We start from the raw sequence: 12,633 nt of genomic DNA, 5'->3' as shown, positions 1-12,633 counted from the left end.
GCCCCGCACAGTGCGGGGCTTTTTTCAGTATGGCGACGGGATAGCGGACAACCGTGAAGAACAGACAGACTGTTTTCAGCTTCACCGGGGGACAGATGCCGAGGGCACATCCTTCCGTACCACTTTGTCCGTCAGGGACCAGAAGAAAAGTTTTCGGAGAGGGATGGGGGTCCGGGGGAAGGGAGGCCCCTTTTCCAAAAGGGGCCTCCCTTCCCCCGCAGAACTGCCTTAATCCTTCTTTTCGAAGGGGTTCTTCAACTCTTCCGCCTGCTCCGGCTTCTTGCCCAGCTTGGCGCGCAGGACTTCGATGGCCACCGGCAGCACGGAGATGATGATGATCAGGTAGACGATGATGCTGAAATTCTGGCGCACCCATTCCAGATTGCCCAGAAAATAGCCGGCCGAGACCAGGCCGCCCACCCAGAGCACACAGCCCGTGATGTTGAACAGGAAAAAGCGGTGCGGGCACATGAGGGCGATACCGGCCACGAAGGGCGCGAAGGTCCGCACGATGGGCACGAAGCGGGCCAGGATGATGGCCTTGCCGCCGTGCTTTTCATAAAAGTGATGCGCCTTGAGCAGGTGCTCCTTCTTGATGAAGCGGGAATCCCGCTGGAAGATGGCCGGCCCCACATGACGGCCGATGAAGTAGTTCACCGCGTCGCCCATGATACCGGCGGCCAGCAGTACCAGCAGCACATGGCCGTAGCCCATGAGCCCGGCACCGGCCACGACGCCGGAGGCGAAGAGCAGGGAATCCCCCGGCAGGAAGGGCGTGACCACGAGGCCGGTCTCGCAAAAGACGATGATGAACAGGATGGCATAGATCCACATCCCGTACTGTTCCACCAGTTCGAAGAGATGGGCGTCGATATGCAGGATGAAGTCCACCAGATATGTCAAAAATTCCATGTACACCTCGATAGGGATTTGAGACTGAAAGCCTTTCCCTTGTATCCCAGCCATGCCTGTGGCACAACACCTACAGCGGCCCTGCTCCCGCTGCGGGGACGCCTCCACCCCTTTTCCTGTCTCGCGAGGTCCCATGCCTGTCCGTTCCGCCGTCATCATGGCCCTGCTCTGCCTGTTCATCACCGTCCCGGCCCTGGCCGATAACGGCTACAATCCCGGTTTCCGCACTCTGGGCTTCTGGCAGCAGGAAAGCGGCATCCGCGTGGACGTCAACGTCTGGTATCCGTCCGTGCGCGCACCGCGCTCCCTGTCCTACGCGCCCTGGACCATCCGCGGCGCCCGCAACGGCAAGCCCGTACCCGGCCGCTTTCCTCTGATCCTGCTCTCCCATCCCTCGTCGGGGACGCGCTTTTCCTTCCACGATACGGCGGCAGCCCTGGCGGCCCGCGGCTTCGTGGTGGCCGCGCCCACCCATCCCCGCGACTGCATGGAGAACATGGACCATCTTTTCCTCTGGGAACAGCTCAAGGACAGGGCTCTGGAACTGTCGGCCACCATGGACCTGCTGCTGGCCGACAAAGACATCGGCCCCAGCATCGACCCCAAGCGCATCGGCGTCCTGGGCTACGGCAGCGGCGCTACGGCCGCCCTGCTGCTGGGCGGCGCCCTGCCCGACTGCTCCGGCTGGATGGACTACTGTCGCAAGGCCCCCCAGGACGATGCCTACTGCTATGATCAGCCCAGGGCCCGCATGGACAGCATGTGCGGCCATTTCCCGCTGGATCCGCGCAGCCTGACCGATCCCCGCGTCAAGGCCATCGCCGCCGTGGGCCCCACCTTCGGCATGCTGTTCAGCCATCAGGGGCTGACCAGCCAGCAGCCGCACCTGCTGCTGGTGGGCCTTGAGCATGACGACCTGAGCATCTCCTCGCTGCATGCCGAGGCCCTGTATGAACGCATGGACAGAAAGCCCGCCCATCTGTTCCTGGACAAAGCGGACATGTCGCTGCTCATGGCCCCCTGTCCGCCCAGCCTGGCCAATGAGCTGCCCGAGATGTGCCATGACGAGCTGGATCCCCTGCGCCAGCAGCTGTTCAGCACGCTGACCCGCAGACTGGCCTCATTCTTCCTGGAATGGCTCGGTACCCAGGAAGGCCCGGAGAGCTTCTTCTCCCTCGGTACCGGCGAGTAGACCGTCCCTGGCTTGACAAGGTCCCGCCATTCTTCCTAGGAAGGGAAATCACCCCTGTATCAAGGACATAACGGCATGCGCCATCTCCAATCCCTGCTGGCCTGCGCCCTGCTGGCCTTGGCCGCCCTGGCCTGTGCGTGGCCCGCGCTGGACAAAAGTTCCCTGTTCACCGCAGCCGGCAGCACCACCGCCGATACGCCCCAGCAAACGGCCACCGTCAGCGGTCAATCCCTCCCGGAAGGCTGGACAGCCATGCCCGCGGGCGCCCGCTCCACCTATCTGGGCATCCACGGCGGTACCGTGCCGGTGAGCCTGCTGGTGAGCCGCGACGGCATGTCCCTGGTTTCCTTCGTGGGACAGACAGGCAATGACTTTCTGGAGCTGCTGCGCCGCGCCGACGTGCGCCTGCCCTCCCTGCTTACCAGCATTCTGGGCAGCAGCCACGGCGGCAGCATGCTCCTGGCAGGTCGCGCCCAGCGCAGCATGCCTGTCCTCTACGTCCTGGGCGACCGGCTGGCCGCCATGCCTCAGGGCCTCCAGGGCCTCCAGCCCTTCGGCCTTTCGGACAAGCCCCTGTCCATCGAGGGCAATATCTCCCTGCCACCCCGCCGCAATCCGGCGGCACGGAGCTATCGCCTGCATATAGATCCCCGCTATCTCGACCCTCGCCACTAAAGGGATCCTGCCCCTGCGCAAAGGCCGCATCGTAGTGCACTGTTGCGAGTGCCCAATTACAGTCCGCCGGAGAGGAAAGTACGCTCTTCAGCCCCGTACTTGTGCTAAAGAACGTTGCTTTTATATATGTGTTATTCTATAATCATCAGAAAACAGGAGCTCCCGGTGACCATTCGCGAAAAACGTACCTCCATCAGCCAGTTCGCCGCAGCGTTACGGCAACGATCCCCTCAGGAAAAACGGGATCTGCTGGTCGCCGATACTCTGGATTCTCTGTGCCGGCATTGCGATCTGTATGATGCCGCCCGTGTCAGCAACAATCCCTTCCATCCTGAATTGCTGCGTACCATCGCCGCCGCGGACCTTTCTTCCGAGGCTCTCTTCTCGCTTTTCGAATGCCTGGCCGTCCTGGTCCACCTGCGCAAGCTGGCCCATCCGGCCATCCCGCTGGACGAAGCGGAAGAGGAGCTGCTGTTCCAGTTCGAACACAGCGGGGAATGGCTGCCGGACGACACGACCCTGGTAGCGGACTGGTACTGGCGTACATCGGCTGCCCTTCCCAGCCATTAGCGTTCCTCCCTTTCAGCGTCTTCCATGCTGAAACCACCCTTTCGGGTGGTTTTTTTATTGCTGTGCCGCCCGCAGAAAGACATAAAAAAAGGCCCGCCGAAGCGGGCCTTTTCTTTTACAGAGTCACAGCTGCCCTACAGGACGCGGCCAATCAGGACGAAGCAGACCGTACCGGCCACCAGGCAGTACAGCAGGAAGGGCCAGATGGTCCGGCGCAGAATGATACCTTCCTTGCCGATCATGCCCAGCACAGCGCACACAGCCACGATGTTGTGGATACAGATCATGTTGCCGGCAGCGCCGCCCACGCCCTGGGCAGCCACGATGATGTACTTGCCGAGAGCGGGGTAGTTCAGCAGACCGCCCATATCCCACTGGAAGTTACCGAACAGCATGTCGGACACGGTGGCGGAACCGGTGATGAAGGCACCCAGGCCACCCACCACAGCGGCCAGCATGGGCCAGATGCCGCCGGCCACATCAGAGGCGAACATGGCCATGGCCATGGGCATGGAGGGCAGGGCCGCGCCGTCAGGACCGGCGGTGTTGACGCCGGAACCCTTAAGAATGGACACCAGGGCCACAGCAGCCACCAGGGCGATGGTGGGAGCGGACATCTTTTCCAGAGCGGTACCCCAGGCCTGACGGACCTTTTCACCGCTCATCTTGTGCAAACCGATGGTGATGATGGACACCAGGATGAAGGGAATGGTACCGGGCAGGTTGAGCAGGGCGATCTTGGAGGTCACGCCCTGGTAACCCAGGATGTTGGTCAGGCCCACGCTAAAGATGGGGTCGGTGACGATGGGCTTCAGGTGGAAGGCGGGCACGCGGGTCAGCACCAGCAGCAGACCGCACAGCACATAGGGCAGCCAGGCCATGGTCTGGCTCATGTGTTCCTTGTATTCGGTAGCGGAGCTGGCTTCCACGGAACCGGTCCATTCAGGATCCCATTCATCGTTGCGGGCAAAGTCCCACACGCCGTCGGTGGGCACGCAGAAGCCCTTCTTGGTCAGCCACACCAGGGCACCAAGGCCCAGCAGACCACCGAGCATGGAGGGCAGTTCGGGACCCACCAGCCAGGCCAGGATCAGGTACGGCACCAGGAAGCAGACAGAGGCCATGATGCAGTATTTCCACGCGCGGAAACCTTCCATCCAGGACTTGTTCTTGCCGAAGAAGCGGGTCATGAAGCCCAGCATGAAGATGGGCAGGATGATGGCCATGGGCAGGTGCATGAGGGTGACGTATTCACCGATGGTCTTGTAGGCCATGGCAGGGTCAGAGAAGTTCATGGCCTGCATGGCAAAGGTCTCGATGGATTTGAAGCCCTGCAGCACGGGGGTACCCACGGCGCCAAAGGTCACGGGCACACTGTTGAAGGCCAGACAGATAACGGCGGCGCACAGGGGCGGGAAGCCCAGGCCCAGCAGCAGGGGAGCAGCCAGAGCGGCAGGCGTACCGAAACCGGCGGCACCTTCGATGAAGGCGGCGAACATGAAGCCGATGATGATGGTCTGCAGACGTTTGTCGGGGCTGATCTTCTTCATGCCGGCCTGGATGGTTTCCATGGCGCCGCTGTACTGCATGGTGTAGTAGATCAGCAGCGCGCCGAACACGATGATCAGCACGCCCACAGCCGTGATGGTGCCTTCGATGGACAGAGCCACAAGACGCAGGGGTTCCTGACCCCAGAAGGCAAAGGCCAGCACCACACCGGCAAGCCAGGCGATGGGCATGGCGCGGGTGGAGGGCCAGCGCATGCCGGCCATGAGGATCAGGGCAATCAGGATCGGGATGAAGGCAAGAAATGCCAGAAGACCGATGGACATGAGACCTCCTCTGCAAGTGTCCATGTTGAACATGTCCCGGCCGCATATTTTCGCACCACACGCAGCCGTGACCTTCCCCAAACCGGCGGCATGTCATCATGCCGCATTACGGTCGTGACCTTGCCGCATGGCCGTGGGCCCACCGGCGCTCCTTCAGGTTCGCCAGGAAAAGGCCTTGATCATACGGCGTTTTCGAACAGACCGCGGTCTTCCTCAAAACCGCCCGGGAAACCCGGTGTCCGTTCAAAAATCCCTCCTGTCCCTGCTGCCGGGGCGCCCTGGGCTGCACCCGGCCCGGCACAAGGCCGGCGATCCCTGCAGGCCCGGACAGGTCAGGCCCGCATGGCAAGGCGGCGGCGCGCCACAAGGCACGCCGCCGCTCGTTTACGGTTAGTGCTTCAGGTTTTCGGCCACCAGTTCCGCGATGTGCGAAACCTTGACCTTCATGCCCTGCTTTTCCACACCACCACGCAGCTGCATGACGCAGCCGGGGCAGTCCATGACCACGCGGGAAGCGCCGGTCTCTTCGATGTGCTTCAGCTTCTTGGCCAGCAGCGTACCGGAGATCTCGGGGAACTTCATGGAGTAGGTACCACCGAAGCCGCAGCACACGTCTTCTTCGGCGCACGGCACATAGGTGGCCGCGTCGGCGATGAGGTCGCGCGGGGCCTTGGTCACGCCCAGGCCACGGCAGATGTGGCAGGAAGCGTGGTAGGTCACCTTTTCACCGCTGTTGTTGAAGTCCTTCTCGGTCAGGCCGAGGACATCATGCACGAAGGAGCTGTAGTCCGTCACCTTGTCGGAGAAGAGCTGCACGCGGGCGGCGTCGGCCTTGCCTTCCAGGATGTGGGGGTACACATGCTTCAGGTGGGAGGCGCAGCTGGCGCACAGGGTGATGATGGCGTCGTACTTGCTGGCGTCGAAGGCTTCCAGGTTCTGCTTGGCCACATCCACGGAGGTCTTGCGCTGACCCATCATTTCCAGAGGCAGGCCGCAGCAGGTCTGGGCCATGGGGTATTCCACGGCCACGCCGCGGGCGCCCAGCACCTTGACGCAGGCTTCCAGCTGTTCGGGATAGATGAAGTCCTGGGCGCAGCCGCCGAAGATGGCCACACGGTAGCGCGGGGTGGCCACGCGCGGGGCGATCTTGGCCCAGCGGTCACGGAAGGCTTCGTTGGCGATGGCGGGCAGGGCCTTGAAGCCGTGCTTGCCAAGGAACATGGCAGGCAGGTGACGCTGGAACTGGGTGCCGCCGGTGAAGGGCTTCTGGGCGTAGGAGGCGAACTTGAGCAGGCTGTGGAACATCTTGCGGTTCTTCATCACAGCAGCCATCAGGGTGCCTTCCACACCACCGCCCTGCTCGTCGGTCAGGCGGGAGCGGATCTCGCGGATCAGGCGGGGCAGGTCGATGCCGCCGGCGCAGACGTTCTTGCAGGATTCGCAGCCCACGCAGTTCTGGCACAGCACCTTGGCCTTGTCCTTGCCATGGAAGAAGTAGGTCAGGATCAGGCCGATGGCGCCGATGTAGATGTAGCCCATCTTGTGGCCGCCCACCAGACGGAACACGGGGCAGACGTTGGCGCAGGCGCCGCAGCGCACGCAGCGGAAGATCTGGGAGAACAGCGGATCACGGGCGATCTCGGTACGGCCGTTGTCCAGGAAGACCACGTGCATGACCTTCTTGTTGTCCTCACAGGCGCCGCATTCGCCGGCACCGGCCATGAAGGTGGCGTACGCGGTCAGGCGCTGGGCCGTAGCGTTACGGGGCAGCACCTGCAGGGCGGTCAGGGCCACTTCCAGGTTGGGCACCAGCTTGTCCAGGCCGGCGATGGCCACATGGACGCGAGGCAGGGTGGTGACCATGCGGGCGTTGCCTTCGTTGGTCACGGTGCTGACGGCGCCCATTTCGGCCACGGCGAAGTTGCAGCCGGAGATGCCCATGTCGCCGTTGATGAACTTGCGGCGCAGCTGCACGCGGGCCACCTTCACCAGGCGCTGGATGTCTTCGGCATCCTGCTTGACGCCGGTCTCCTTGGTGAAGTCGTCGGCCACCTGATAGCGGGACAGGTGGATGGCGGGCATGACCATGTGCGAGGGACCTTCGTGGCGCAGCTGGATGATCCATTCACCAAGGTCGGTCTCGTCCACGATGAACCCTTCCTTTTCCAGGTAGGGGTTCAGCTGGATTTCTTCAGCGGTCATGGACTTGGACTTGATGACGCGCTTGACGTTGTTCTCGCGGGCGATGCTGGCGATGATGCGGTTGGCATCCTCGGCAGTGGCGGCACGGTGCACATGCACGCCGCGCTCTTCGGCCACACGGCGGAACTGTTCGTACAGTTCTTCCATGTGCTTGCAGGCGTCGTCCTTGGCGTCGGCGATCTGTTTGATCAGGCCTCGTTCGTCCACTTCCTTGAACACAGCTTCACGGTTGGCGCGGTAGGCCACGGCAAAGGTGTCGAGGGTACGGCGCAGAAAGCTGTCCTCAAGGGCGGAATCAATATCCTTGCGGTAATCCGAAAGGGTTTTGGGTGCGGTGTGGCTCATGGCTTAGTCCTCCAGAAGAATGATATGCAATTCCAGCGGGCCATGAACGCCCACGGCGGCCACGCGCTCGATATCGGCGGTACGGCTGGGGCCGCTGATCAGGGTCGTGTAGTTGCCGCCCTTGGGGTTGGCCATGAGCAGCTCACGCATGCGACCGGCGATCTCGGGCAGGGTGCGCACCAGCTTGGACTTGGCCAGCAGCAGCACGTGGATCTCGCTGATCATACCGGCCAGACGGGCATTTTCGTTGTCGGTGTTCACCAGACAGGTGGCACTGGAAGACACGCCCATCTCGGCGGAGGTCAGCCCCACGTCGATACCGGCCAGATGGTTGCGCAGACCTTCACGGATGCACAGGAAGCCCTTTTCCTTGCAGGCGGCTTCCAGGGTGGCGAAGTCTTCGTCGTTCAGGACAGGAGCGGCCACGATGCGCTGCACGCGGGTGGGCACACCGTTGGGGCCGTTGGGGCCCTTTTCCACGTCCTCGTCCGCCATCAGTTCGCACGGGGCTTTGTTTTCGCACACGTCCACCACATACTGCAGCGCGGCGGCCATGTTGGGCAGCTCCTGCACCACGGCGTTGACGGCCGTGGCTTTGGTGGTGAAGTCCTGAACAAGATCCTGGATTTCTTCAGGGGCCATTGATGTCTCCTTATAATGAATGCCGCACCCTATTTGAGGGTCTCGGCATAGATCTGGATAGTATGCTTGACCTGCACGGGGTCATTGTTGTGCGAGAGCACGTCTTCCAGCTGCATCATGCAGGCGGGGCAGCCGGCGGCCACCACATGGGCGCCCGTGGCCACCACGTTGTCACGCTTGCGCTGGCCGATGACACGCGACAGGTCGTAGTGGAAGAGGTTGAAGGAACCGCCGCAACCGCAGCAACGGTCGGCTTCTTTCATCTCCACCAGCTTGTAGTTGGGGTTGGTCTTGATGATGGTGCGCGGTTCCTCGGAGAGGCCCAGGGCCTTCTTGAGGTGGCAGGAGTCGTGATAGGTCACGGTCTTGGCGCCGGGCAGGCTTTCCACGGCTTCGACCTTGAGCACCTTCACCAGGAATTCGTTGATGTCCATGGTGATGGCGGCCAGGGCCTCGGCCTGATGCTGTTCCACGCTGCCCAGGCGGGCGGCGTAGCGGGGCCACAGTTCCTTGATGGTGGAGGTACAGGAGGAACAGGCGGTCAGCACGTAGTCGAAGCTGCTTTCGCCAAAGGCGGCCAGGCTCTTGGCCATCTGCTTCACCATGCCTTCGGCGTCGCCGGAGGACAGGGCCGGGATACCGCAGCAGGCGAAGCTGCTGGGCATGTAGATGGCCACGTTATGGTGGTGCAGCACCTTGATGCAGGCTTCGGACACATCCACGTACAGCTTGTCGCCCATGCAGCCGGGGAAGAAGGCCACCTTCAGACCGCCCATGACGCGGGGCTCGTCCAGGTTGCCGTAGATGGCGTGCAGGGGCTTGAGGGCCAGGGAACGGATGTGGCGGTCGCCCAGCATGAAGTTGAGCATGGGAGCACAGGCCGTGTTCTGGGTGTCCTTGTTGCTGCGGAAGATGACGCGCTGCATGGGCGCGCCCACCCGCATGGCAAAGTTGAACAGGCCGGGGTACGGCAGCAGGGCACGGAACACCATCTTTTTGACCGGGTGCAGGCCAAGATAGATGTTCACGATCTCGCGAGCCTCCATGAAGATGTCCATGATCTTCACACCGGAGGGGCAGTTGGCCTCACAGGAGCCGCACAGCAGGCAGCGGCCCAGCTTGTCGGCCACGGCATCGGGGTCGGCGATCATTTCGTGGGCCAGATTGTCCACCAGGGCCAGCTTGCCGCGGGCCACGTCGGCTTCCATCATGGTGGCGCCGAACATGGGGCAGACAGCCTGGCACATGCCGCACTTCATGCAGGCGATGATGCGGTCGTCAAGCGTCATCAGACGCTTTGCCAGTTTCTTCAGGTCGCTCATGGCGTGTCTCCCTAAATGCCCACCAGCTTGGTGGGATTGAGCAGACCCTTGGGATCCAGAGCGCGGCGCAGGCGCTGCGAGAAGAGGATGGTGCCGCGGGAGGTTTCCTTTTCCATCCACTTGGACTTGGCGGTGCCGATGCCGTGTTCACCGGACAGGGTACCGTGCAGGCTGATGGCCACATCGAACATTTCGTCGACGGCGGCTTCCACGCGGGCGAATTCTTCCTTGTCGCGCTTGTCGCACAGGAAGGTGGGATGCAGGTTGCCGTCACCGGCATGACCGAAGGTGCCCACTTCGACATTGTACTTCTTGGCGATGTCGTTGACGGCCTTCATCATGGCAGGGATCTGGGAGCGCGGCACGGTGGCGTCTTCGAGCACGGTGGTGGGCTTGCAGCGGGCCAGCACGGGCAGGGCCTGGCGGCGGGCTTCCCACAGCTTGAACTTTTCGGCGGCGTCCTTGGCCACATGCACGGCCACGGCACCGGTCTGCTGCAGCACGCGTTCCACGACCACGGCTTCGTCAGCCACCTGGGCGGGATGGCCGTCCACTTCGATGAGCAGGATGGCCGCGGCGTCGCGGGGCAGGCCGGCCTTGGTGTAGTCGTCCACGCGCACGATGGTGTTGTTGTCGAGGAATTCCAGCGTACAGGGCACCACGTGGGCGGCGATGATGCCGGCCACGGCTTCGGCGGCCTTCTGCATGTCATCGAACACGGCCATCAGGGCCTTGGAGGCCTGCGGCGGGGGCACCAGCTTGAGCACGGCCTGGGAGATGATGCCCAGGGTGCCTTCGGACTGCAGCATCATGCCGGCCAGGTTGTAACCGGTGACGCATTTGACGGTGCGGGAACCGCTCTTGACCAGCTCGCCGGTGGCGTCAAAGAATTCCAGGCCCATCAGGTAGTCCTTGGTGACGCCGTACTTCAGGCCACGCAGACCACCGGCGTTTTCGGCGATGTTGCCGGCCAGGGTGGACACGGCCTGGGAACCCGGATCCGGGGGATAGAACAGGTTTTTCTTGGCAACCTCGGCAGCGAAAGTGGCCGTGACCACGCCGGGTTCCACCACGGCGTACAGGTCGTCGGAGTTGATCTCAAGGATGCGGTTCAGGCCGTTGGTCAGGATGACCACGCTTTCCTTGCTGTCCGGGATGGTGCCGCCGGACAGGTTGGTACCGGCACCGCGCACGGTCATGGGAATGCCGTAGTCATAGAGTTTTTTCACACAGATGCCGAGCTGCTCGGTGGTGGTGGGACGCAGCGCAAAGGCGGGCACCACGGGGGGCAGCACCGCGGAATCATAGGAATAACTCTGGCGGTCAGCTTCGGAGCTGAACACGTTTTCCTTGCCGAGGAGATCTTCAAATTCTTTGATAAGCGCCTGGCTTGCCATAAGGGCCTCCTGTTACTCATGAAATATGCTCATCAACCCGGGCTCCCGACCGGGCCTGCACCCAATCTACCCGGAACACGAAAAAAAGAGCACGCAGCAAGACCTGCTCCGAAGAATAGGTTGATCCGGGCCGAATGAATTTTTTTAGCAAGAATTTCTTTTTTTGAAAAGGTAAAACTGCTCCCCAACCTGCTGTTGCAAAGAAAAAAGAGGATCCTCTTTTTCTTGTATTTTTAAAAATATTTTATAAAATACGGCCATAAACTCCTTCTCTTCTTTTATTAAGGCAAAATGTACAAAAAATGCGGCAACACAGATGATACAATCACTCTTTTCCAAAGAACGTCCACACAAAAGAGAAAGAATAGATATGCAATATGCTCTTCATTTTGCACATTACTTCAGTCTCTCTCATGCACACTTATCTTACTGGTAAGAAATCAAAACAAAAAATTTTTCTATATCCTGTCCAGAATCTTCCGGAAACACTTTTTCTGCTCCCTATGCAGGCTTTGAGATTGTCTATTTTTTCTCATTCGCCAAATACATAATATATTCAAAGGCTTCTGCGCTCACAGGCTGAACGGAGAGACGGCTGCCCCGGCGCATGAGCTCCATGCCGGCCAGGGCTGCATGCGCGGACAGTTCCTTGCGGCTCAGGGCAGGCAGGGCCTTGTGCAGGCGCACGTCCACCATCTCCCAGATGGGCTTTTCCGGCGTGGCCCGGGGGTCGAAATGATTGTTCTCAGGGTCCTGTGCCGTATGGTCGGGATACGCCTCGCGCACCACTTCCACCACGCCCACGATGGAGGGGTCGGCACCGCTGTGATAGAAAAAGCCCAGGTCGCCTTTTTTCATGGCCTTCATGAAGTTGCGGGCCTGATAGTTGCGTACGCCGTCCCAGGACGTGGTCTGCCCGGGCGCGGCCTCCAGATCCTGCCAGGAGTAGCAGCCCGGCTCGCTCTTGAACAACCAGTAGTTCATGGTACCTCCTTTTTTATCAGGATATATTCCCAAAAAGAAAGTAGCAAGTGTTCTGGAAAGATGCAGGGCACGCAGGGGGCGGGAAGACCTTTTTGGGAAAAGGCTTCCTCCTTGCATCCCCCTCCCCTCCCAAAGCTTTTTCTCTGAACGATAGGGAAAGTCCCCGTCGCCGGACAAAAAGCGTCAGCATCGTCCTCTGCAAACGGACAGGAAGTCACGAGATATGTAGCGGCCGAACCATAGACGGAAAACCTGCTTCCCCCGTGACGTGGTGATACGGACGCCACCGTCACTTATTCCCCTGCATACCGTTCCAGCGTTTCACGCCCAGCCACGGCAGCCCCCCTCCCTGCCTCCGGGAAGAACGGGCATCCCCTCCGCCCTCCATCCTTTCCGGGTTATGAAAAGTCGCCGGCAACTGACGGACAACGACGGGGACCGACGGCCAGCCCCTGACAAAAGTTTTTTCGGGGTTGGGGAGAGCACGAGAGGGGAAGGGGCAGTTTTTACAAAAAACGCCCCTTCCCCTCTCGTCCCCCCTACTCCACGGCTCCCCCCGG

At 61.3% G+C, this 12,633-nt stretch carries 11 protein-coding genes; 3 read left to right on the top strand and 8 right to left on the bottom strand.

Annotation, left to right across the window (positions count from 1 at the left end; all coding sequences use genetic code 11):
* Positions 1–228: 228 nt before the first annotated feature.
* On the bottom strand, positions 229–912 hold the full coding sequence (locus HF854_RS06850) for a DedA family protein (protein ID WP_168935630.1): 684 nt from the start codon (positions 910–912) through the stop codon (positions 229–231).
* Positions 913–1,045: 133 nt separating this feature from the next.
* On the opposite strand from HF854_RS06850, the gene HF854_RS06845 reads away from it, so the two are divergent.
* From HF854_RS06845 to HF854_RS06835, 3 genes are all read left to right on the top strand, one after another.
* Positions 1,046–2,104: an alpha/beta hydrolase family protein gene (locus HF854_RS06845; RefSeq protein WP_168935629.1), complete on the top strand. Its 1,059-nt coding sequence runs from the start codon at positions 1,046–1,048 to the stop codon at positions 2,102–2,104.
* A gap of 75 nt (positions 2,105–2,179) precedes the next feature.
* Positions 2,180–2,779: a hypothetical protein gene (locus HF854_RS06840; protein ID WP_168935628.1), complete on the top strand. Its 600-nt coding sequence runs from the start codon at positions 2,180–2,182 to the stop codon at positions 2,777–2,779.
* A gap of 165 nt (positions 2,780–2,944) precedes the next feature.
* A complete protein-coding gene (locus HF854_RS06835; RefSeq protein ID WP_168935627.1) occupies positions 2,945–3,349 on the top strand; it encodes a hypothetical protein in 405 nt (134 codons plus the stop codon).
* A gap of 134 nt (positions 3,350–3,483) precedes the next feature.
* Here the strand turns inward: HF854_RS06835 and HF854_RS06830 are convergent, their stop codons facing one another.
* From HF854_RS06830 to HF854_RS06800, 7 genes are all read right to left on the bottom strand, one after another.
* Entirely contained in the window at positions 3,484–5,181 is a 1,698-nt protein-coding gene (locus tag HF854_RS06830) for an L-lactate permease (RefSeq protein WP_168935626.1), read from the bottom strand.
* 390 nt (positions 5,182–5,571) lie between these two features.
* A complete protein-coding gene (gene ldhH / locus HF854_RS06825; protein WP_168935625.1) occupies positions 5,572–7,728 on the bottom strand; it encodes an L-lactate dehydrogenase (quinone) large subunit LdhH in 2,157 nt (718 codons plus the stop codon).
* A gap of 3 nt (positions 7,729–7,731) precedes the next feature.
* On the bottom strand, positions 7,732–8,370 hold the full coding sequence (locus HF854_RS06820; RefSeq protein ID WP_168935624.1) for a lactate utilization protein: 639 nt from the start codon (positions 8,368–8,370) through the stop codon (positions 7,732–7,734).
* A 29-nt stretch (positions 8,371–8,399) separates the two neighbouring features.
* Positions 8,400–9,692, bottom strand: a complete 1,293-nt coding sequence (locus tag HF854_RS06815) for a (Fe-S)-binding protein (RefSeq protein WP_168935623.1) — start codon at positions 9,690–9,692, stop codon at positions 8,400–8,402.
* An 11-nt stretch (positions 9,693–9,703) separates the two neighbouring features.
* Complete coding sequence (locus HF854_RS06810; protein ID WP_006007961.1) at positions 9,704–11,089, bottom strand: FAD-binding oxidoreductase; 1,386 nt, start codon at positions 11,087–11,089, stop codon at positions 9,704–9,706.
* Positions 11,090–11,233: 144 nt separating this feature from the next.
* The gene (locus tag HF854_RS06805; RefSeq protein WP_168935622.1) at positions 11,234–11,428 is read right to left on the bottom strand and encodes a hypothetical protein; all 195 of its coding nucleotides are present in this window, start codon (positions 11,426–11,428) and stop codon (positions 11,234–11,236) included.
* A gap of 183 nt (positions 11,429–11,611) precedes the next feature.
* Positions 11,612–12,073: an EVE domain-containing protein gene (locus HF854_RS06800; protein WP_168935621.1), complete on the bottom strand. Its 462-nt coding sequence runs from the start codon at positions 12,071–12,073 to the stop codon at positions 11,612–11,614.
* Positions 12,074–12,633 lie beyond the last annotated feature (560 nt).

Source organism: Desulfovibrio piger, from assembly GCF_012843875.1.
GTDB lineage: Bacteria > Desulfobacterota > Desulfovibrionia > Desulfovibrionales > Desulfovibrionaceae > Desulfovibrio.
This window is presented reverse-complemented; position numbering and strand designations above follow the sequence as displayed.